Source organism: Vibrio celticus (assembly GCF_024347335.1).
Classification (GTDB): Bacteria; Pseudomonadota; Gammaproteobacteria; order Enterobacterales; family Vibrionaceae; genus Vibrio; species Vibrio celticus.
The window spans coordinates 1150505-1171951 of record NZ_AP025463.1; the positions used below are offsets into that span (position 1 = coordinate 1150505).

Sequence of the window (21447 nt, forward strand, 5' to 3'; positions counted from 1 at the left end):
CTTCCAGCCGAACTACCGGCTGGATAATTTATATGTGCAAGTGGATTGGGTCTTATGCTGAAGGCAGCAAGTTTTGTCTGAATTCGCCCAATAAATCACTAACAAATTGAATTCGTTTCCGTCTGTCGACCAATGGTATCGTAAACTTGAACTTAGTTGGTCCTTCCATTGAAAACTTTTGCGGTTGAGATTGCAACAGTTTAACAAGGTAGGCCGGGTTTATGTCAGCATCCGGGTAGAATTCTAAGAATCCACCCTTGTCGTGAGCTTCAATTTTCTTCGTTTTGATAGACGCTGCGGCTAATTTTAGCTCAGAAACTGACAACAAGTTCTTGGTTGCATCAGGCAGAAGGCCGAAGCGATCAATCAGCTCGACTTTCAACTCTGCCAATTCGTCGGTGTCACTCACACTCGCTATACGTTTGTACGTTGATAAGCGCGTGTTGATGTCTGGGATGTAGTCATCTGGCAATAGTGCTGGCAGACGCATCTCAATTTCAGTTTGTTCACGTAGTAGGTCATCAAGCGATGGCTCTCGACCTTCTTTCAATGCTTCAACCGCTTGTTCAAGCATCTCCATGTACAAGGTGAAACCAACCGATTGGATTTGACCACTCTGTTCATCACCCAACAACTCACCCGCACCACGAATCTCTAAATCGTGAGTTGCTAGGGTAAAGCCTGCGCCCAAGTCTTCGAGCGAAGCTATCGCATCCAATCGCTTGATCGCATCTTTGGTCATTGCTTTAGGGTGTGGCGTTAACAAGTAAGCATAAGCTTGGTGGTGCGAACGACCTACACGACCACGTAATTGGTGCAGCTGTGCTAAACCAAGGTTATCGGCTCTGTCCATCAAGATGGTATTTGCCGTTGGTACGTCGATACCGGTTTCAATGATGGTTGTACACACCAGTAAGTTGAAGCGCTGGTGATAGAAGTCATTCATGATGCGTTCCAGTTCGCGCTCACGCATCTGGCCATGAGCCACGGTAACACGTGCTTCGGGAATCAACTTCTGTAGTGACTCAGCTGTTTTCTCAATCGTGTCGACTTGGTTGTGTAGGAAGTAAACCTGACCACCACGCATGATTTCACGAAGTACTGCTTCTCTTACGATGGCATCATCACTCTCGCGAACAAAGGTTTTAATTGCCAAGCGTCGTGCGGGTGGTGTAGCGATGATCGACAAATCACGCATACCGCTCATTGCCATGTTAAGCGTTCGCGGGATTGGTGTTGCGGTAAGCGTTAGGATGTCGACATCCGCACGCATCGCTTTTACTTTTTCTTTCTGACGCACACCAAATCGGTGTTCTTCATCGACAACCAGCAGGCCTAGGTCTTTAAACTTAATATCACTCGAAAGCAGCTTGTGAGTCCCCACCAAGATGTCGACTTTACCGTCGGCGACATCTTGCATGATTAGTTTTTGCTCTTTAGCTGATTTGAATCGGGATAGAACCTCAACACGAATCGGCAAGTTGGCGAAACGGTCACGGAAGTTCTCGAAGTGTTGCTGAGCAAGTAGAGTAGTAGGAACTAAAACCGCTACTTGTTTGCTGTTATCGGTACAAACGAATGCCGCGCGCATCGCAACTTCAGTCTTACCAAAACCAACATCACCACACACTAAGCGGTCCATGGCTTTTGCTTGGCACATGTCAGACATAACCGCATTGATGGCCATCGCTTGGTCATCGGTCTCTTCAAACGGGAAGCCAGATTTGAAGGTTGCGTATTGACCGCGATCCAATACAAATTTGTAGCCTGGTTTGAGTTCACGCTTGGCGTAAACATCAAGCAATTCTGCGGCCACGTCACGGACTTTCTCCGCGGCACGTTTACGCGCTTTCTGCCATGCCTCCCCACCGAGCTTATGCAGTGGTGCAGAGTCTTCAGCGCCGCCAGAGTAGCGTCCGATGAGATTCAAAGAAGCAACAGGTACGTACAACTTGGCATCGTTTTGATACTCAAGGGTTACGTATTCGGTTTTCATACCACCGGCTTCGAGTGTTTGCAAGCCGATGTAGCGACCAATACCGTGGTCAATGTGCACAACAGGTTGACCTGGTTTAAGTTCGGCTAAGTGACGAATGACAGTGTCGCTGTTAACACTTTTTTTGTCTTTCTTACGGCGCTGAACAACGCGATCACCCAACAGGTCGCTTTCACAGATAAGGGCGATGTTTTGCTCTTCGTGGATAAAGCCATGTTCCGCGGAACCGAGGGTCAGGCTGAACTTGTCTTTACCTTTAATCGCCGCGTCGAGGTTTTCAACTTCGCTTGGACGAACTTTGATGCCTCGAAGTAATTCACTCAGTGCTTCACGGCGGCCTTCAGATTCAACTGAAAAGACCACTTTTCCTTCGAAGGCTTCAGTGAACTTTCTTAGGTTAGCCAAAGGTTCTTTATTTTGATGCTGAACGCTGAGATCAGGCAATGACACGACAGGTAAGTTAGTGCGGCCTGCTTTCTCTTCAATCGACTCTAGGCTTAGGTTGAACTGTGGCTTCTGTTTGAAGTGTGAGAATAGTTCGTCTTTCTTCAACCAAAGTTGCTCAGGTGTCAGCAGTGGTCGTAATGGATCAACACCGCGCTGTTCGTATCGATGAGCAACGTCCGTTAGGAATGAATCTACTGCAGTCTCGACATCACCTAGAATCAGCAGTTGCGCTTCATCGGCAACGTAATCAAACAAGGTTTCAGTGTGATCAAAGAACAGCGGCTGCCAATACTCGATACCAGCAGGCCAAGTACCTTTTGAAACCTGCATATAAACCGATTCTGGTTCGCGGCGCGCATCAAACTGTTGGCGCCAACGAATACGGAAATCTTCAATCGCCGTTTCCGAGGTCGGGAATTCGTGAGCAGGCAGCAGGCGGATCTCAGAGATGTCTTCGATAGAACGCTGGTTTTCAGGATCGAAAGTACGAATAGTGTCGATCTCGTCATCGAAGAAGTCGATGCGATACGGGTCTTTACTGCCCATTGGGAATAGGTCAAGAATAGAACCACGACTTGCGTATTCGCCGGGGCCAAACACTTGATCAACGTAACGATAGCCTGACTTTTCAAGCTGTAGGCGCAGTTTCTCAAGCGAGTAGAGATCGCCCGTTTTCACCATTAACGTGTGTTGTAGCAAAAAGTCTCGCGGTGACTGGCGTTGCAATAACGTGCTGATCGGAACGATCGTGATGCCATCTTTTAGTGTTGGCAGTGCATAAAGGCGAGCGATACGATCTGAAATGATCTCTTGGTGCGGCGAGAAGCTATCGTATGGCAGCGTTTCCCAATCAGGGAATAATGCGACTTCATGTGCCGTAAACTGTTCAATTTCAGATTGAAGCTTAAGCGCCACTTGTGGGTCGGGTACAGCCAAGACGGTATGGCTGTTGTGTTGCTCTGCGAGTTTGGCAATGGCAAGAGCGAGAGACGAACCGACTAGGTTACCGATGTGCTTTTTGTCACCGGCACCTTTAAGTTTAGGTAGTGTAAATATGGATTTTTTGGTCATGTTAATTTACTTGTTATCTCGGTCTAGAGAGCGTTGACGCAAGAGTTTCTGTTGTTGATGAAGTGCCGCTTTAATTAGCAGGTCTTGGTCGGTATCGCGAAGATGAGCGTATTTATATTTGATTTCGAAACCTGAGTCTTTCGCCTCGCTAGCAAATACTTCTGCGTAGCAATAAATGGCTGCAGCTGGGTGCTCTAGAAAAAGTTTGGCTTTTACTAAGCGACCCGGTTCGATGTCTGCTTTTGAAAAGCAGGAAAACTGACTCGCACCAAATGAATAGGTGTGAGTGCGAAATTTCTCATCATCTTGCTGCGATAACATAAAGCTCAACAAGAGGTTTAATTTTGAGTTTTGTGCATCCAATAAACTGGTGACATTCTTCAAGTCGCTGTTTTTCAGTTCCGTTCTAGCGCTGTCAGCTAACAGATCCAATTGGCTAAATTCACTTGCCACCACAAATGGTGCTGGGATCTCAGATTCGAATTGAATTTGAGAAGGTAAAGTGAAGCCGCTGTCCATTGGTTCAATATTAGCGGTAAGGCTATGGTGAACGGTGAAAAACTCTTGTTCTGTCATGCGTTAGTTCCTTGAAGTGATCTATTGATTATCGCTATGTGGCCGCAGTAATCAAGGTCAGTTAATTGAAAGTCTCAAATAGTTGTTTGAAATTTGGCTATTTGACAAGGTTCTGTTTTTCAAGCCTAACTAATTGAGTTAATTCACTCTATATTTTCAATTAACCCCTACACAGTAACAGCAATACCCGTTACATTAACCCGCATCCCCTTTAGATGGTTCAAAGTATGTTTCATCCTATTTCGTTGTTTGTTGGCCTACGCTATTTGAAAGGTCGTTCAGGTGATCGCTTTAGCCGTTTTGTTTCTTATATGTCGACGGCAGGTATCACGATTGGTGTGCTGTCTTTGGTTACTGTTTTATCGGTAATGAATGGATTCGAAGCGCAGTTAAAAGACCGAATTCTTGGCGTTCTTCCTCAAGCGGTGGTTTATGAGCAAGGTGGCACCACCTCTCTTGCTGCCCAAGCGCCTAATTTTGCAGAGCAAATCTCGCTTAATGGTCACGTTGAACCGATTGTCCGCAGTGAGGCGGTGATTCAGAGTCCGGCTCAGTTATCTGCAGGGCTGTTAATCGGCATTGAACCTAATTCAGACGACCCTCTTCAGAACCACTTGATTGCGGGCAGACTGTCTTCACTTAAGGCGGGTCAATATCAGCTATTTCTTGGTCACACCTTGGCGAGAAACTTGAAGGTATCTATGGGTGACAAAGTTCGCCTGATGGTGACCAGCGCGAGCCAATACACCCCATTAGGTCGTATTCCAAGCCAACGAAATTTCACTGTTGCCGGTATTTTCAACACAGGTTCTGATATCGACGCTCAACTGATGGTGACAGACATCCAAGACGCTGGGCGTTTGATGCGTTATAAATCAGACACTATTTCAGGCTGGCGACTGTTTTTTGAAGACCCGTTTGAAGTCGCAGAGTTATCAACTCAGCCATTGCCAGAAGGTTGGTTGTGGAGTGATTGGCGTGACCAACGTGGTGAGCTGTTCCAAGCCGTTCGTATGGAAAAAAACATGATGGGCTTAATGCTTGGGCTTATCATCGGTGTTGCTGCTTTCAATATTATCTCGGCACTTATCATGGTGGTGATGGAGAAGCAGTCTGAAGTCGCGATTCTTAAGACCCAAGGCATGACCGATGGTCAAGTCATGGGGATCTTCATGGTTCAAGGCGCAAGTAGTGGCGTGATTGGCGCGCTCTCTGGTGGTGTGTTAGGCGTTGCCCTAGCGATGAACCTTAATACTATTTTAGAGGCGATGGGCGTTGCTCTATTCTCCTTTGGTGGACAGTTGCCAATTCTGATTAACCCAATTCAAATCGCTGTTGTTGTGGTTTTGGCTATTGCACTTAGCCTGATTGCCACTGTATTCCCTTCTTATCGTGCATCGTCTGTGAAACCTGCTGAGGCCCTTCGTTATGAGTAATTTTCTTCAATGTAATGATATCCGTAAAACGTACCGTGAAGGCTCGTTAGATACTGAGGTGCTCAAGGGAGTCAGCTTTGAAATCGAAAAGGGTGAGCTAGTAGCAATCATCGGTACTTCTGGGTCGGGTAAAAGTACCTTACTGCATATCTTAGGCGCATTAGACGATGCTTCTGCGGGCAGCGTAAGTTTTCTTGGTCAGGATTTAGCATCTTTGAGTTCAAATAAGCAGGCCAAACTTCGTAACCAGCATCTTGGCTTTGTGTATCAATTCCATCATCTTCTCTCGGACTTTTCAGCGTTAGAAAACGTAGCTATGCCGTTGCTGATTGGTGGTGAAAAGCCAGCGAAAGCAAAACAAGAAGCGCAACGTCTGCTTGATAAGGTTGGATTGAGTCATCGTGTTGATCACCGACCTTCAGAGCTTTCTGGTGGTGAAAGACAACGTGTGGCGATTGCTCGTGCATTGGTGAATAAGCCTGCGCTAGTGTTGGCGGATGAACCAACCGGTAACCTTGACCATAACACCGCTCTTTCTATTTATGACTTAATGCGTGAACTGAACCGTGAGTACGATACTGCCTTTTTGGTCGTGACTCACGATGGTGAACTTGCCGGTAAGATGGATCGCCAACTTCACATGCAAGATGGTTTACTGGTCAACGTAGAAAAAGAGGAGAGCTAAGTGTTTTCTTCTTTATCTCTATTGATAGGCGGTCGATTTAGCCGTGCGAAACAACGAGACAAGATGGTGTCGTTCATCTCTTTGTCCTCGACGATTGGTATCGCTGTTGGTGTCGCGGTGATCATTATCGGCTTATCTGCGATGAATGGCTTTGAGCGAGAGCTTCAATCACGAGTGCTTTCAGTGATTCCTCACGGTGAGTTTGAAGGCGTGAATGAGCCTGTGACTCGTTGGGAGCACGTGATTGAGGAATCGGTTAAGCACGATAAAGTCGTTGCTGCTGCGCCTTATGTAAAAATTACAGCGCTTGCTGAAAAGGGCAAAGAACTCAAAGCAATAGAAGTGCGCGGCGTTGACCCAAAACTTGAGCAACAAGTCTCGAGCCTGTCGAGTTTTATCGATAAGCAAGCTTGGAGTGAGTTTAAGGCAGGGCAACAACAGATCATTTTGGGCTCTGGTGTAGCGAATGTGCTGGGTGCGAAAGTCGGTGATTATCTGACTTTGATGATTCCAACGGTAAACGGTTCTGTGAAGGTTCAGGCGCCAAAGCGTGTTCGAGTGAAAGTGGTTGGCTTGCTGATGCTTAATGGTCAGATAGATCACAGCTTGGCTCTGATCCCGATTGGAGATGCTCAGGTCTACGCAAACTTAGGTGAGGCGGTGACTGGAGTCTCTTTAAAAGTGACCGATGTGCTGAACGCGAATTCTATTGTGCGTGAAGTGGGTAATCAGCTTGATGTGTATGTGTATCTGCGCAGCTGGCAGCAGAAGTTTGGCTTCTTGTATCGAGATATTCAACTCGTTCGTACCATCATGTATCTGGTGATGGTGCTGGTTATTGGTGTTGCTTGTTTCAACATCGTCTCGACCTTAATGATGGCGGTAAAAGACAGAGCATCAGAGATCGCGATTTTAAGAACCATGGGGGCATCAGACGGCCTTGTGAAGCGCATCTTTGTTTGGCAGGGCGTATTCTCAGGCGTGTTAGGCAGTTTGGTGGGCAGTGCAATAGGTGTGCTAGTCGCTCTTAATCTCACGACGCTAATCAAAGGACTTGAAAAGCTGGTCGATCACCAGTTCTTGTCCGGTGATATCTATTTTGTCGACTTCTTGCCGTCACAACTTGATATGACGGATGTTGTTGTGGTTTCCGGCACTGCGATTGTGCTGAGTTTACTGGCGACATGGTACCCAGCATCACGAGCAGCGAAGTTGAATCCAGCCTCAGTGCTGAGTTCTAAATAGCATTAGCTTAAATAACAAAGCAGTTCCGCGTCGATAAATACAAAAAAGGATCCCAATGGGATCCTTTTTTATTGAATTCAATTCGTGTTCTTTACGACTTTCGTTACATGCCAATCTTGCAGAGGTTAGTGGCTCATCTGATTTTAACTTGTGTGCGTTTTAAGTGAAGCACATACAAGGTTAGATTGAATAACAAGTGATGGCGTTCAGTGCCTTGCTTGTCGCTTTTTCCAACTTCTTACTACTGAGTAACGCCATAAACCGCGAATACCAAAGTAGCCAATCATTGCTGAAACCACACCACAAATCAGACAACCCAATAAGAACGGAGGCCCTATAGTGCTCATTTGCGCCAAGATGAAGTCCCAGGACAATTCGAAATGGAAGGCTTGAGGTGGCACATGCATAACAAACGCCCCGACTTTATAAGCAAAGTAGAAGAGAACAGGCATGGTAACCGGGTTACTGATCCAAACAAGTGCGACAGCTAAAGGCAGGTTAACGCCACATGCGACAGCAAGGCCTGCAGACATAATCATTTGACTTGGTAGAGGGACAAACGCCATGAATAACCCAACAGCAAACGCGCCAGCCGCAGAGCGACGATTAAGGCACCATAAGTTGGGGTTGTACAAAACATTGCCAAAAACTTTCAATGCTTTCTGACGCTTGATTAGATCATGGTCAGGCATAAATCGTTTGATAAACTTTCTTGGCATAGGAGGAAGCTACTCTCTTGTTTAACACTTGGTTCTTGATTTCATTTGCTGCGACAGTTGTGTCTGCCAGCTTCTGGCCTGTGATGCCACATTGGGTTTGGGCACCATTGATGCTGTTGTTACTGCTAGCACCAACAAAGTATAGCGTTTTCCGGAGTGCAAGAGGTCCAGTAACAGCATTGATACTAGTTATCTGCTTAGGGAATGCGATTGAAATACAAACGAGTCGCTTATTCCAATCAGGGCAGAATACTACCATAAATGCGTCGGTTGTTAGCCTTTTTAGTGAAAATAGCCACGGTTTTGAAAGCGTAATAGTAGCCAGATCAATTGGCGGCGAAAAATTAATCTTTCCTCAATTGATAAAATTGCGTTTGTTTACTCCTTTCAAGCTAACGCTTGGAGATGATGTCTATTTATCGGCCTCAATAAAGCCGATATGGGGCAAACTCAACGAAGCCGGCTTTGACCTAGAAAAGTACTTGTTTAGTGCTGGCGTGGTTGCCAATGCAACTTACAGAGCAGATACCAAGTACCGAATTCACTCTAGCACCAACTTGCGATCCCGATGGTTTGAAACCAGCCTTGAGAGGTTAAGTCTGCTGGCAAATCAAGATCTCATTATCGCTTTGAGTTTTGGATATCGAGACCTTATTCCGCCTCAGCGGTGGGATATGCTTAAAAGCAGTGGCCTGATTCACTTGATGGCTATTTCGGGGCTGCATATTGGGATTGCCTTTGGTATCGGCTATCAGATTGGCAAGATATCAAGGTTACTTTCCCCTTCATTTCTTTGGTTACCTACAATATTCGGGCTCGGCTTGGCGTATTTCTATAGTTGGTTTGCTGGATTCACGCTGCCAACTTTGAGAGCTTTGGTGATGTGCGTCATCGCGAGTTATTTCTTGTGGCGTGGGCAAAATATCAGTTTGCTTCGGTATGTTGCTTTAAGTCTGTGCGTGGTTCTGCTGATTTGGCCGTTTTCAGCTTTATCGAGCAGTTTTTGGTTGTCCTTTGGTGCATTGGGCTCTGTTTTCTACAACTTGTTCCTTTTGCCTTGGGTATCGATGGTGACGATCCCACTGTTGTTTCTGGCAATGTTTCTAAGCTTAATATCGGAGTCAGTGTCTGGCGTGGTTGGTATAACAGCGCTAGACAATGATTTGGTCAGTCAGCTGTGGAAGTTAGTCGACTTATCGCTCGAGCCTCTCGTATTTAGTATTCCTTTCTCTGAGCGATTTTGGATCCAAGTTGATAATCAGACGATTGCATTATCAGTATTCCTTATCTTGTTTTTGAGCTTTGTCAGTCGGTATTTCAAGCGAACATTATCGATATTAGTAACTGCAGTGTTTGTCCTGTGGTGGGAGTTCAGCAAACCCCAACAAGACAAACTAACTATTGATATCTTGGATGTTGGGCATGGGTTGTCTTTGGTCTTGGAGAAGAACAATCAGATTGTTGTTTATGATCTTGGCAATGCGTGGCCAGGAGGTTCGGTTGTTGAGTCCTTGTTGATTCCTACTTTAAACCAGAGGGGGATTTATGAATTAGAAGGTGTGATTGTGAGTCATTTCGATTCTGACCATGCCGGTGGTTATCCGGCGTTACTTGAGAACTATACGCCAAAGTGGATACGAACCAGTCAGGACCTTATTCAAGAACGCCAATCTGCCACTCAAGCCCCGTCTAATATTCAAACATGTACTATTGGAGAGGTTTGGAACTGGCAAGATGTTGTTTTTGAGGTGTTGTGGCCGCCTAAGCAAGTAAAGAGGGCGTATAACCCACATTCGTGTGTGGTCAAGATCTCAGATCATAGTGCTGATTTCTCAATGTTGCTCACTGGTGATATTGAACTGGTAAGTGAGTGGTTACTTGCTCGTGAAGGAGAACAGCTAAGGAGTGATGTCATGTTGGTTCCGCATCATGGTAGCGATTCGTCATCAATTAAGTCGTTTATTGAGGCGGTGTCTCCTCAGCTGGCGATAGCTTCTCTTGCAAAAGGCAATCAGTGGGGAATGCCGAATGAGTCTGTTATTGAACGCTATCAGGAAGCGGGGAGTACTTGGCTTGATACAGGAGAAAGCGGACAAATAACCATCACTCTTAGCAAAGAAGGTTGGCAATATCATGCGATTAGAGAACAACAAGGCGGGCAGTGGTATAGGCAGATGCTCCGTAAGGGAGTAGAATAGATAGATTATTGTGAGAAAATTAAGCGATTCTATGTCAACACAAACAGATGAAACTACCTGGGTCACATTTAAAAGACTTTGGACTTATATTCGACTATATAAGGCCGGCCTAGGTGTTGCGGTAATTGCGCTTATTATAAATGCCGTTTCTGATACCTATATGATTTCCTTACTAAAGCCGTTACTTGATGAAGGCTTTGGTAATGCAGAATCTGACTTTTTACGTACACTTCCACTTATTATCTTCGCCATGATGTTCGTTCGTGGCGTCAGTGGCTTTGTTTCAACCTATTGTTTGAGCTGGGTCTCTGGCAATGTGGTGATGGAAATTCGTCGTAAGATTTTCAGCCATTTCATGCACATGCCTGTTTCTTTTTTCGATAAAGAACAGACAGGCGCATTGCTATCTCGAATTACTTACGATTCAGAGCAAGTGTCTGCAGCAACCAGTAAAGCGTTAGTCAGTATTGTCCGTGAAGGTGCAAGTATTATTGGCTTGTTGACGCTGATGTTCTGGAATAGCTGGCAGTTATCTTTAGTCCTATTTGCTGTCGCACCCGTTGTCGCTTGGGCTATTACCATAGTTTCTAAGCGATTCAGAAAGATCTCTAAAAATATGCAGACCAGTATGGGCCATGTGGCGTCGTCTGCAGAGCAAATGTTGAAAGGACATAAAGTAGTTCTAACTTATGGTGGTCAAGACATAGAGAAGCAACGTTTTGATCAAGTTAGTAACCAAATGCGCCAACAGAGTATGAAGTTAGTAACAGCACAAGCAGCCGCTAACCCAATAATTCAGATGATTGCGTCTGTTGCCGTTGTGACGGTGTTGATCTTAGCTAGCTTTGACTCTATTCGAGCTGAGTTAACCCCCGGTACATTTACTGTTATTTTCTCTGCGATGTTCGGCTTAATGCGCCCATTAAAAGCACTAACTAGTGTAACGTCTCAGTTCCAACGCGGTATGGCTGCGAGTACGACTCTATTTGGCTTGATGGATCTAGATACCGAGCAAAACAAAGGAACGTTGAAACCTGAAACTGTAACGGGTGAAGTTGCAGTAAAAGATGTCACGTTTACTTATGACGGTGCAGAAAAACCAGCACTTGATAAGGTCAGCTTTAATATACCGAAAGGTAAAACGGTTGCGCTTGTTGGGCGATCGGGTTCGGGTAAGAGTACCATTGCCAACCTATTTACTCGTTTTTATGACGTAGACTCTGGTTCAATTGAGCTTGATGGTCACGACATTCGTGATTACGAATTGAGAAACCTGCGTGAGCACTTTGCTCTCGTTTCTCAAAATGTGCATCTGTTTAACGATACGGTGGCTAACAACATCGCTTACGCAGCAGAAGAACAGTATTCACGTGAACAGATCGAACACGCGGCTAAGCTTGCTCATGCAAGTGAGTTTATCGATGGCATGGAAAATGGCATTGATACTGTTGTGGGCGAGAATGGCGCGAGTCTTTCTGGTGGTCAAAGACAGCGTATTGCGATTGCTCGAGCGCTATTGAGAGATGCACCGGTTTTGATTCTTGATGAGGCAACGTCTGCACTGGATACAGAGTCAGAGAGAGCTATTCAATCTGCATTAGAAGAACTGCAGAAAGATAAAACAGTATTAGTTATCGCACACCGACTTTCTACCATCGAGCAAGCCGATGAGATTCTAGTGGTTGATGATGGTCATATTGTAGAAAGGGGCGCACATGCTGAGCTAATCGCACATGATGGCGCCTATGCACAATTACACCGAATTCAGTTCAGCGGATAAGATTAGGTCTTGTTGTGATCGAAAAGATTTGGTTTAACAATCACCCGTTGAAATACCTTCTCTGGCCGCTTTTGTGGCCACTGAGTCTGCTGTTCAAAATGATCAGTAGTCAGCGTCGTGACGCTTATCTATCGGGGAAGAAAGAGACCTACCGCCCGCCTTTACCTGTGATTGTTGTGGGCAATATTACTGCTGGCGGAAATGGTAAAACGCCGGTTGTGATTTGGTTAGTTGAGGTGCTTCAGGCTCACGGCTTTAAACCCGGAGTCGTATCTCGTGGCTACGGTGCAAAAGCACCAAGCTATCCGTTGGTGTTGGATGAAAATACCCCACCTGAGCATTCGGGTGATGAACCTCGCTTGATTCGTAAGCGAACTGGTGCGCCAGTCGCAGTCGACCCTGTGCGAGCTAACGCGGTGAAAGTATTGCTGAGCAAAGGCGTTGATGTGATCATCACTGACGATGGCCTTCAGCATTACGCGCTTGAACGCGATATTGAATTTGCAGTTATCGACGGCGCAAGACGCTTTGGTAGCGAGAGCTTGATTCCTTTAGGTCCATTACGAGAGCCGGTTTCACGTTTAGAAGAGGTCGACTTTTTGGTTAACAATGGCGGTAAAGCACATGGGCGAGAGTTCTCGATGTCTTTGCTTCCGAGCCAAGCGGTTAACCTGAAAACAGGTCAGAAAAGGTCTGTGGCAGAATTACAGAAGCTGGTGGCTTTTGCCGGTATTGGCCACCCACCGCGCTTTTTTAAAACATTGGAAGATCTTGATGGTGATGTGGTTTTCACACAGGGCTTCGCCGACCATCAAGATTTTGATAAAGATGAACTTCATGCCTTAGCTAATAAAGGTATGAATCTGATTATGACAGAAAAAGACGCTGTAAAGTGCGAAGAATATGCGCAAGATAACTGGTGGTATCTTCCAGTTTCTGCGCAGTTTGATGAAGATTCGCAACAGCAAATTTTAAAAAGAATAAAAGAGGTTATGGAATACTATGGATCACCGTCTACTTGAGATCGTTGCTTGCCCTGTATGTAAAGGTAAACTAACTTTTGACAAGGATAAGCAAGAGCTTGTTTGTAAAATTGATCGCCTTGCTTACCCAATTCAAGAGGGTATTCCTGTTCTTTTAGAACCTGAAGCTCGCACCGTTTCTATGGATGAGGGTAAGTAATGTCTTATACGGTTGTTATACCTGCAAGATACCAATCGAGCCGTTTACCAGGGAAGCCACTTGCTGACATTGGTGGAAAGCCGATGATTCAATGGGTATACGAACAGTCAATGAAAGCGGGTGCCGATAGCGTTATTATCGCTACAGACGACGCTCGAGTTGAAAAAGCGGCTAAAGCATTTGGCGCGACCGTTTGTATGACATCACCGAATCATGAATCAGGCACTGAACGCCTAGCTGAAGTGATTGAAGTTATGAAGATTCCTGATGATCATATTATCGTGAATGTTCAAGGTGATGAGCCACTTATTCCACCTTCAATCATTAATCAGGTTGCCAACAATCTTGCTAACAGTACAGCCCCGATGGCAACGTTAGGTGTGGAAATCACTCATGCTGATGAAGTGTTTAACCCTAATGCCGTTAAAGTTGTAACCGATAAAGACGGTTACGCATTGTATTTTAGCCGAGCAACCATCCCTTGGGATCGCGATGCTTACGCGAACAACGGTACTGCAGCGGAATCTCCTTTGCTTCGTCATATTGGTATCTATGCTTACCGAGCGGGTTTTATCAATACCTACATCAATTGGGAACCAAGTACTCTTGAGCGTATTGAGTGCCTAGAGCAACTACGCGTGCTTTGGTACGGTGAAAAAATCCACGTAGATGTTGCGGCGGAAGCGCCGGCTGCTGGTGTTGATACGCCTGAAGACCTAGAAGCGGTTCGAGCTATTATTGGCTAAGCTTCTTTGAGCGAGTTCTTCTTTGCTCTACAAAATGAGAAATGATGAGCCTTGCCTATTGCGAGGCTTTTTTATATCTACCGAAAAGTGCGCTATCGAAAAGCGCGTGTGTGTCTTATTGACCTAAGCAAACGGATATTGAGATAGTTGCATTGCTTTATGCATCATCAACACGGAATTATCTGAGATTTACCTCGCTCGAGTTCCAATTTTTCTCTATAATATGCCGCCTATAAAGTAGTGGCGAATCGCTAGTACAGAATAAAACTTACGACAAAACGTGGAGTAAAAGATGCCTTCTCAAAGCCCAGTGATTACGGTTGATGGACCAAGTGGTGCAGGTAAAGGTACCCTGTGTATGTTGCTAGCAGATAAGCTAGGCTTTCATCTTCTAGACTCAGGCGCGATCTATCGCGTATTGGCTTTAGCGGCAATTCACCATGGTGTGGATACTGAATCAGAGGATGCTTTAGTACCGCTTGCTACACACTTAGACGTGCAGTTTATTGCTGAAGGCGACTTAGTTAAGGTTATCCTAGAAGGTGAAGATGTGTCTGGTGAACTTCGTAAAGAAGAGACAGGCATGGCGGCTTCAAAAGTTGCTGCTTTACCTCGCGTTCGCGAAGCACTGCTTCGTCGTCAACGTGCATTCAGCGCTGCGCCTGGTTTGGTTGCAGATGGTCGTGACATGGGAACGGTTGTGTTTCCTGAAGCTGAAGCGAAAATATTTTTAGATGCAAGTGCTGAAGAGCGTGCGAGTCGCCGCCTTAAACAGTTGCAACAGAAGGGGTTAGATGTTAAATTTGACGACCTTTTGAGCGAGATCCAAGAGCGAGACGACCGAGATCGTAATCGCCCAGTGGCGCCACTTCGCCCTGCAGAGGATGCTCTAGTGCTTGATTCCACCTCAATGAATATTGAGCAGGTAGTAGAAAAAGCACTACACTATATTGAATCGAAACTGGCTGGGTAATTTCGCCGAGCTAGTACGAACGTTGGTCGCAAGGATGATGACCGGCGAATTTATCAACCCCATGCGGTAGGATACCCATGGACGTTTAATTATTGAAGATTAAATAATGACTGAATCTTTTGCTCAACTCTTTGAAGAGTTTCTATCTGAAACTGAATTCCAACAAGGCAGCATCGTTAAAGGTACTGTAGTAGCTATCGAGAACGGTTTCGTTCTTGTAGACGCTGGTCTTAAGTCTGAATCTGCTATCCCTGCTGAACAATTCAAGAACGCTGCTGGCGAACTTGAAGTTGAAGTTGGTGCTGAAGTAGACGTAGCTCTAGACGCTGTTGAAGATGGTTTCGGTGAAACTCAACTTTCTCGTGAGAAAGCTAAGCGTCACGAAGCTTGGATCGTACTTGAGAAAGCTTGTGAAGAAGCTGAAACTGTTGTTGGTATCATCAACGGTAAAGTTAAAGGCGGTTTCACTGTTGAACTTAACGGTATCCGTGCTTTCCTTCCTGGTTCTCTAGTAGACGTACGTCCTATCCGTGACACTGCTCACCTAGAAAACAAAGAGCTAGAGTTCAAAGTAATCAAGCTAGACCAGAAGCGTAACAACGTTGTTGTTTCTCGTCGTGCTGTTATCGAATCTGAAAACAGTGTTGAGCGTGACGAACTTCTTGAAACTCTACAAGAAGGTACTGAAGTTAAAGGTATCGTTAAGAACCTTACTGACTACGGTGCATTCGTTGACCTTGGCGGTGTTGACGGTCTTCTACATATCACAGATATGGCTTGGAAGCGCGTTAAGCACCCATCAGAGATCGTTAACGTTGGTGACGAAATCCTAGTTAAAGTTCTTAAGTTCGATCGTGAGCGCACTCGTGTTTCACTAGGTCTTAAGCAACTAGGCGAAGATCCATGGGTAGCAATCGCTAAGCGTTACCCAGAAGGTCACAAGCTTTCTGGTCGTGTTACAAACCTAACTGACTACGGCTGCTTCGTTGAAATCGAAGAAGGCGTTGAAGGTCTAGTACACGTTTCTGAAATGGATTGGACTAACAAGAACATCCACCCTTCTAAAGTTGTTAATGTTGGCGACGAAGTTGAGGTTATGGTTCTTGATATCGACGAAGAACGTCGTCGTATCTCTCTAGGTCTGAAACAGTGTAAAGCTAACCCATGGCAGTCATTTGCAGAAATGCAAGCTAAGGGCGACAAAGTTACTGGTAAGATCAAGTCTATCACTGACTTTGGTATCTTCATCGGTCTAGAAGGCGGTATCGACGGTCTTGTACACCTATCTGACATTTCTTGGAACGCTGCCGGCGAAGAAGCTGTACGTGAATACAAGAAAGGCGACGAAATCTCTGCTGTTGTTCTAGCAGTAGATGCAGAGCGTGAGCGTATTTCTCTTGGCGTTAAGCAAATGGAAAACGACCCGTTCAACGCATACGTTGCTGACAACAAGAAAGGTGTTCTTGTAAACGGTACTGTTACTGCAGTTGACGCGAAAGGCGCTACTATCGAGCTAATCGAAGGCGTTGAAGGTTACATCCGCGCTTCTGAAGTTTCTCGCGACCGTATCGAAGATGCATCTCTAATCCTAAGCGTTGGCGACAGCGTTGAAGCGAAGTTCACTGGTGTAGACCGTAAGAACCGCGTAATCAACCTATCTATCAAAGCTAAAGATGAAGCTGATGAGCAAGAAGCAATGGCTTCACTGAACAAGTCTGAAGAAGGCGCGTTCGGTAACGCAATGGCAGACGCATTCAAAGCTGCTAAAGGCGAATAATAGCTTCTCATTAAGAGAATTATAGCTATCTAGCCAAGAAAGGAGCCGTAAGGCTCCTTTTTTTTTGCTTATTTTTCCGATAGGTCTATAATTTCTAAAAAGAAAACCAACGAGGGTAACTATGACTAAGTCTGAATTGATTGAAAGACTGTGCGCTGAGCAAACGCATCTTTCTGCAAAAGAAATTGAAGACGCTGTAAAAGACATTTTAGAGCATATGGCTTCAACACTAGAAAGTGGTGATCGAATCGAAATTCGCGGTTTTGGCAGTTTTTCTCTGCATTATCGTGAGCCTCGTGTTGGACGTAACCCAAAGACTGGTGACAAGGTTGAGTTAGAAGGTAAATACGTTCCTCACTTCAAACCAGGTAAAGAGTTGCGTGAACGAGTAAACTCAGGAATGTAGCCTACTTATCGGAATTAAGAAAAGCGGCATACTATAATGTATGCCGCTTTTTTATGACCATAATATGGTGGTCTGATTAGTAATTTTCCTGCATAATCGTACAGCTAACCAACCAATGAGTGATGAACTATGAAAATTATAAAAATAGTCGCCGTTATCGCACTTTTCCTAATTGCACTGGCTTTAGGCTCTCAAAACCAAACAACTGTGAATTTCAACTATCTGCTAGCGCAAGGTGACTTCCACCTCTCAAGTTTATTAGGTGTTGTATTCGTTTCAGGCTTCGCCCTTGCTTGGTTAGTCTTTGGTAATATGCACATGCGGTCTCAGCTGAAAATTCATCGCTTGAAGAAGCAACTCAATAAGCAATCAAAGCAGGTCGCTGCTGATACTAAAGCTTAAAGGCTATATTTGATGTTAGAGTTACTGTTCTTACTTTTGCCCATCGCAGCCGCATATGGCTGGTATATGGGTAATCGTAATGCTCAGCAAGAAAAACAAAAGCAATCACACCAGATCTCCCGTCAATACGTGACGGGTTTGAACCTATTACTGTCAGATCAATCTGACAAAGCGGTTGATCACTTCATTGAGCTGCTTCAAGTAGACAATGAAACCATCGATACTCACTTGGCTTTGGGCAACTTGTTCCGCTCAAGAGGCGAAGTCGACCGCGCTATTCGTATTCACCAAAATCTCATCTCTCGTTCGGGGCTTACCCTCGATCAGAAAAACCTCGCACTGCAACAATTAGCCAAAGACTATATGGTCTCTGGTTTCCTTGATCGCGCTGAAAAAATCTTTGAACAACTTGTAGAAGAACCTGACCATAAAGAGGGCGCTTTACAGCAGTTGGTGGCTATTTATCAGCAGACCCGTGAGTGGAACAAGGCTATCCATTACGGAAATATCTTAGTTAAGCTCGGCAAGAAAAAAATGAAGATGCGTGCGACCGTTGCGCATTTCTGGTGTGAGCTTGCGATGCAAGAACAAGCCGATGGTAATCGTTCTAAAGCGCTTCAGCATTTTAAGAAGGCGCTTTCTGAAGACCCTAAATGTGTTCGCGCAAGTATCGCACTAGGGAAGTTCCACTTAGCGAACGAAGATTACCAAAAGACAATTGATTGTCTTGAATCGGTACTTGAACAAGATATCGATTTTATCAGTGAGGTGTTGCCAACCCTTGCTGAGTGTTACCACAAGCTTGGACAAGAAGCTCAATTGGTCGAGTTCCTCAAAGCGTGTATTCAGAAGAAAGCCGGTGTATCTGCCGAACTGATGCTGGCGCAATTGGTTGCTCACCATGAAGATGTAGGCTCAGCTCAAGAGCTACTGACAAAGCAGCTTGTTAAAAACCCAACTATGAAAGGTTTTTATCGATTAATCGATTACCACCTAGCGGAAGCAGAAGAAGGCCGAGCAAAAGACAGCTTAACCACACTTCAATCTATGGTTGGTGAACAGCTTAAGGTTAAGCCTCATTACCGTTGTCGTCAGTGTGGTTTCTCGACACACTCTTTGTATTGGCACTGCCCTTCATGTAAAGGGTGGGGGACGATCAAGCCTATTCGTGGGCTTGATGGTGAATAGATTTGTGGTCACTTTAAGACCAAATTATTAATTGCAGCTTTCGGGCTGCATTTTTATGACTGTTATTTATCACCAGCTTAGGTGATTAGAAATTTTTAGAAAGTTAACTGCGTTAGGAGATGAAATGAACGACCAAAAAATCATTGTAGCCTTGGATTATGATAATCAAGCGGATGCGTTAGCCTTTGTCGATCGAATTGACCCAGCATCTTGCCGCCTAAAAGTGGGCAAAGAGATGTTTACCCTGTTTGGCCCTGAATTTGTTCGTGAATTACATAAGCGTGGTTTCTCAGTATTTTTAGACCTTAAATTCCACGACATCCCGAACACATGTTCAAAAGCAGTCCGTGCTGCCGCTGAACTGGGTGTTTGGATGGTGAACGTACACGCAAGTGGCGGTGAGCGTATGATGACGGCTTCTCGCGAAATCTTAGAACCTTATGGCAAAGATCGTCCACTGTTAATCGGTGTAACGGTACTCACCAGTATGGAGCAATCTGACTTAGCGGGTATCGGTCTGGATCTTGAACCACAACAACAAGTGATGCGCTTGGCTTCTCTAACGAAAAACTCTGGCTTAGACGGTGTTGTATGTTCTGCACAAGAGGCTTCTTTGCTTAAAGGTGCACTTGGTCAAGAGTTCAAGCTAGTTACTCCAGGTATTCGTCCTGTCGGCGCAGATGTGGGTGACCAGAAGCGCATCATGACGCCTTCTAAAGCGATTGAATCAGGTTCAGACTACCTTGTTATTGGTCGTCCGATTACGCAAGCGATAGACCCTGCTGCTGTACTTGCAGAGATCAACGGTACGCTTGCTTAAGTCTATATTTGGATTGAGATATAAATAAAGAAGGCCAGCAAATTGCTGGCCTTAATTTTTTAGTCTGGATTAGTCTAAACTGGACTGAATGTTCTGTGTGGAGCCTAAACCGGAGCACCACTATGGAATTTGAAGTCGCTGTCTTCTGAAGTGATAAGATCAGCTTCTACTTGAGCAAAATGCGAAATACGCTCTGAAATATCTTTCCCTGCGATCTGTTCTGCTAGCTCAAGGTAATCTTGGTAGTGGCGAGCTTCTGAACGAAGTAGAGACACGTAAAACTTCTCCATGTCTTCTTCCAAGAAAGGAGCCAATTTAGCGAAGCGCTCACAAGAGCGAGCTTCAATAAACGCACCGATGATAAGCTTATCAACCAGAGCATCAGGCTCGTAAGTCTTAACTTGTTTGATCAAGCCCTTAGCGTAACGACCCGCCTCGATTGGCTGGTAAGTCACGCCTTTCTTCTCCATCAACTCCATGACTTGGTAGAAGTGATGCAGCTCTTCTTTGATCAGTAAAACCATCTTATCGATTAGGTCAGCACCGTAATTACAGCCTTCTTTCGCTGTGATTTGCTTGGATACGTTGCTTTTACCACGCAGAGACTCTAAGTCTCCGATACGACGGTAAGCAAATTGCTCGTATGGCAAAATCCATTCATTCAGTTGCTTCGCGCTTTCTTTATCAACTGCGTACTTGCGGATAAGGAACAAAGCACTCTGTGCAGCCTTCAGTTCACACAGCATGTGATCGCGTAGAATGATGTGAAGATTTTCAGGCTTTTTGGCTTCATCTATCCATGAATCTGGCGTTTCGACTTTGAGAAAAGAGTGGATTGGAGCGAGTAATTCTTGATACATGGTCAGGGAAAGTTTGTTGATAATGCGGGGATTTTATCACAGCTCAAGAGATCTCCCTATACAGAGAAAGGAAATTCAACAGCTACAAAAAAGGCCGCCTATTTAATGTAAATAAGGCGGCCTTTAAGTGTTGAGTTAGACTGTTACCATTTCTTCTTCTGACCGAAGAGGGCATCCATATCGTCTTCACGCTCTTTAGATTCCATCTGCTGCAAATCTTGAGCGTTTTTGTCTTGGCGTTTCTGGTCAAGCTCGTTGAGCATCTGCTGAAGCTTTTCTTTGGCTTGATTAGAGTAGGAGTCGTTCTTAGTCGCTAAAGCATCAATACCTTTGCGTAATAGCTGAATCGCTGTTCCCGGTTGTCCGCGAGAAATCGAATCGTTTGCACGTTTGATAACATTTTCAATGTTAATACGGATTTGAATCGTTTCTAGGCGAGCATTTTCAACCACGTAAGCTTGGGTCTCGAAACGGCCTTTATTGTGCTCGTTACGTACCGTATCACGCAGGCGTTTAACTAACTTAAGCATCATGATCGCTTGCTTGTCACTGCTTGGTGAGCGGAAAGCGGTACTCTCGCCACCTTTGTAGTTCTCTTTAAGCTGAGTAATTTGTTGTTTTACGCTTTCAATGCGTTGGGCAAGCTGCTTATTTTTTGGATCGAGTTGATACATGTTTTCTAATGCATCAAGAATTCGATTGTTTAAGCATACAAGAAGATCTTGGCTAAACGGCATGTGATGAGCGTTGCCAATCAGTTCTTCTGTACCATCAATAATGGTTAGATAACGAGAAGCTTCCTGTTTCTTCGCTGTTTCTACCTTAACTTTATATTGAAGCATGATGTTGTAGCCTAAAACTAACACCAAAAGAACGGCTACTAAGGCGATTATTAAACCAATATTCATATATTTGAGTCTGCTTATTATTTTCTATAGCT

The 21447-nt window shown here is 45.0% G+C and carries 19 protein-coding genes; 14 read left to right on the plus strand and 5 right to left on the minus strand.

Translation table 11 applies throughout. The features are described from left to right. Positions 1-52: 52 nt before the first annotated feature. Together mfd and OCV19_RS05445 are read right to left on the minus strand one after the other, a co-directional pair. Positions 53-3514, minus strand: a complete 3462-nt coding sequence (gene mfd, locus OCV19_RS05440; RefSeq protein ID WP_065675680.1) for a transcription-repair coupling factor — start codon at positions 3512-3514, stop codon at positions 53-55. 6 nt (positions 3515-3520) lie between these two features. Further along, positions 3521-4090: a hypothetical protein gene (locus OCV19_RS05445; RefSeq protein WP_065675681.1), complete on the minus strand. Its 570-nt coding sequence runs from the start codon at positions 4088-4090 to the stop codon at positions 3521-3523. Between the two features lie 227 nt (positions 4091-4317). Here OCV19_RS05445 and lolC point away from each other — a divergent pair, with 227 nt between their 5' ends. Genes lolC through lolE form a run of 3 tightly spaced genes read left to right on the plus strand, consistent with a single transcriptional unit; the run spans position 4318 to position 7456 of the window. Further along, the gene (gene lolC / locus OCV19_RS05450; RefSeq protein WP_059020945.1) at positions 4318-5526 is read left to right on the plus strand and encodes a lipoprotein-releasing ABC transporter permease subunit LolC; all 1209 of its coding nucleotides are present in this window, start codon (positions 4318-4320) and stop codon (positions 5524-5526) included. Continuing rightward, on the plus strand, positions 5519-6211 hold the full coding sequence (gene lolD, locus OCV19_RS05455) for a lipoprotein-releasing ABC transporter ATP-binding protein LolD (protein ID WP_048614550.1): 693 nt from the start codon (positions 5519-5521) through the stop codon (positions 6209-6211). Before lolC ends, lolD begins: the two co-directional genes overlap by 8 nt. Then, positions 6212-7456, plus strand: a complete 1245-nt coding sequence (gene lolE / locus OCV19_RS05460; RefSeq protein WP_065675682.1) for a lipoprotein-releasing ABC transporter permease subunit LolE — start codon at positions 6212-6214, stop codon at positions 7454-7456. It abuts the gene before it with no gap. 206 nt (positions 7457-7662) lie between these two features. Here the strand turns inward: lolE and OCV19_RS05465 are convergent, their stop codons facing one another. Continuing rightward, complete coding sequence (locus OCV19_RS05465) at positions 7663-8175, minus strand: DUF2062 domain-containing protein (RefSeq protein ID WP_017060232.1); 513 nt, start codon at positions 8173-8175, stop codon at positions 7663-7665. Between the two features lie 17 nt (positions 8176-8192). Here OCV19_RS05465 and OCV19_RS05470 point away from each other — a divergent pair, with 17 nt between their 5' ends. From OCV19_RS05470 to pyrF, 11 genes are all read left to right on the plus strand, one after another. After that, positions 8193-10373 carry a DNA internalization-related competence protein ComEC/Rec2 gene (locus OCV19_RS05470; RefSeq protein ID WP_065675683.1) on the plus strand — a complete coding sequence of 727 codons (2181 nt, stop codon included), beginning with the start codon at positions 8193-8195 and terminating at the stop codon, positions 10371-10373. A 31-nt stretch (positions 10374-10404) separates the two neighbouring features. Next, entirely contained in the window at positions 10405-12153 is a 1749-nt protein-coding gene (msbA, locus tag OCV19_RS05475; RefSeq protein ID WP_065675684.1) for a lipid A ABC transporter ATP-binding protein/permease MsbA, read from the plus strand. A 14-nt stretch (positions 12154-12167) separates the two neighbouring features. Further along, positions 12168-13175, plus strand: a complete 1008-nt coding sequence (gene lpxK, locus OCV19_RS05480) for a tetraacyldisaccharide 4'-kinase (RefSeq protein WP_065675685.1) — start codon at positions 12168-12170, stop codon at positions 13173-13175. Continuing rightward, positions 13156-13335 carry a Trm112 family protein gene (locus OCV19_RS05485; RefSeq protein WP_065675686.1) on the plus strand — a complete coding sequence of 60 codons (180 nt, stop codon included), beginning with the start codon at positions 13156-13158 and terminating at the stop codon, positions 13333-13335. The genes lpxK and OCV19_RS05485 overlap by 20 nt, the downstream gene beginning before the upstream one ends. Next, a complete protein-coding gene (gene kdsB / locus OCV19_RS05490; RefSeq protein WP_065675687.1) occupies positions 13335-14081 on the plus strand; it encodes a 3-deoxy-manno-octulosonate cytidylyltransferase in 747 nt (248 codons plus the stop codon). Before OCV19_RS05485 ends, kdsB begins: the two co-directional genes overlap by 1 nt. A gap of 292 nt (positions 14082-14373) precedes the next feature. Then, positions 14374-15054 carry a (d)CMP kinase gene (cmk, locus tag OCV19_RS05495; protein WP_017060237.1) on the plus strand — a complete coding sequence of 227 codons (681 nt, stop codon included), beginning with the start codon at positions 14374-14376 and terminating at the stop codon, positions 15052-15054. Positions 15055-15160: 106 nt separating this feature from the next. Then, complete coding sequence (rpsA, locus tag OCV19_RS05500) at positions 15161-16831, plus strand: 30S ribosomal protein S1 (protein ID WP_010439921.1); 1671 nt, start codon at positions 15161-15163, stop codon at positions 16829-16831. 121 nt (positions 16832-16952) lie between these two features. Continuing rightward, positions 16953-17237: an integration host factor subunit beta gene (gene ihfB, locus OCV19_RS05505; RefSeq protein ID WP_017060238.1), complete on the plus strand. Its 285-nt coding sequence runs from the start codon at positions 16953-16955 to the stop codon at positions 17235-17237. Positions 17238-17366: 129 nt separating this feature from the next. Next, positions 17367-17639 (plus strand): LapA family protein, encoded by a 273-nt coding sequence (locus OCV19_RS05510; protein WP_017066774.1) that lies wholly within the window; start codon positions 17367-17369, stop codon positions 17637-17639. A gap of 12 nt (positions 17640-17651) precedes the next feature. Further along, the gene (gene lapB, locus OCV19_RS05515; protein ID WP_017060240.1) at positions 17652-18827 is read left to right on the plus strand and encodes a lipopolysaccharide assembly protein LapB; all 1176 of its coding nucleotides are present in this window, start codon (positions 17652-17654) and stop codon (positions 18825-18827) included. Positions 18828-18951: 124 nt separating this feature from the next. Beyond that, entirely contained in the window at positions 18952-19647 is a 696-nt protein-coding gene (pyrF, locus tag OCV19_RS05520) for an orotidine-5'-phosphate decarboxylase (RefSeq protein WP_017078954.1), read from the plus strand. A 104-nt stretch (positions 19648-19751) separates the two neighbouring features. On the opposite strand, the gene miaE is transcribed toward pyrF, so the two are convergent. Beyond that, positions 19752-20507: a tRNA isopentenyl-2-thiomethyl-A-37 hydroxylase MiaE gene (gene miaE, locus OCV19_RS05525; RefSeq protein WP_065675688.1), complete on the minus strand. Its 756-nt coding sequence runs from the start codon at positions 20505-20507 to the stop codon at positions 19752-19754. A 143-nt stretch (positions 20508-20650) separates the two neighbouring features. Then, the gene (locus OCV19_RS05530; RefSeq protein ID WP_019822470.1) at positions 20651-21415 is read right to left on the minus strand and encodes a hypothetical protein; all 765 of its coding nucleotides are present in this window, start codon (positions 21413-21415) and stop codon (positions 20651-20653) included. Positions 21416-21447: the final 32 nt, after the last annotated feature.

Coding starts and splice junctions, on each gene's coding strand:
- mfd (WP_065675680.1), bottom strand. CDS start 3,514: ATGACCAAAAAATCCATATTTACACTACCTAAACTTAAAGGTGCCGGT.
- OCV19_RS05445 (WP_065675681.1), bottom strand. CDS start 4,090: ATGACAGAACAAGAGTTTTTCACCGTTCACCATAGCCTTACCGCTAAT.
- lolC (WP_059020945.1), top strand. CDS start 4,318: ATGTTTCATCCTATTTCGTTGTTTGTTGGCCTACGCTATTTGAAAGGT.
- lolD (WP_048614550.1), top strand. CDS start 5,519: ATGAGTAATTTTCTTCAATGTAATGATATCCGTAAAACGTACCGTGAA.
- OCV19_RS05465 (WP_017060232.1), bottom strand. CDS start 8,175: ATGCCAAGAAAGTTTATCAAACGATTTATGCCTGACCATGATCTAATC.
- msbA (WP_065675684.1), top strand. CDS start 10,405: ATGTCAACACAAACAGATGAAACTACCTGGGTCACATTTAAAAGACTT.
- OCV19_RS05485 (WP_065675686.1), top strand. CDS start 13,156: ATGGATCACCGTCTACTTGAGATCGTTGCTTGCCCTGTATGTAAAGGT.
- kdsB (WP_065675687.1), top strand. CDS start 13,335: ATGTCTTATACGGTTGTTATACCTGCAAGATACCAATCGAGCCGTTTA.
- cmk (WP_017060237.1), top strand. CDS start 14,374: ATGCCTTCTCAAAGCCCAGTGATTACGGTTGATGGACCAAGTGGTGCA.
- rpsA (WP_010439921.1), top strand. CDS start 15,161: ATGACTGAATCTTTTGCTCAACTCTTTGAAGAGTTTCTATCTGAAACT.
- ihfB (WP_017060238.1), top strand. CDS start 16,953: ATGACTAAGTCTGAATTGATTGAAAGACTGTGCGCTGAGCAAACGCAT.
- OCV19_RS05510 (WP_017066774.1), top strand. CDS start 17,367: ATGAAAATTATAAAAATAGTCGCCGTTATCGCACTTTTCCTAATTGCA.
- lapB (WP_017060240.1), top strand. CDS start 17,652: ATGTTAGAGTTACTGTTCTTACTTTTGCCCATCGCAGCCGCATATGGC.
- pyrF (WP_017078954.1), top strand. CDS start 18,952: ATGAACGACCAAAAAATCATTGTAGCCTTGGATTATGATAATCAAGCG.
- miaE (WP_065675688.1), bottom strand. CDS start 20,507: ATGTATCAAGAATTACTCGCTCCAATCCACTCTTTTCTCAAAGTCGAA.
- OCV19_RS05530 (WP_019822470.1), bottom strand. CDS start 21,415: ATGAATATTGGTTTAATAATCGCCTTAGTAGCCGTTCTTTTGGTGTTA.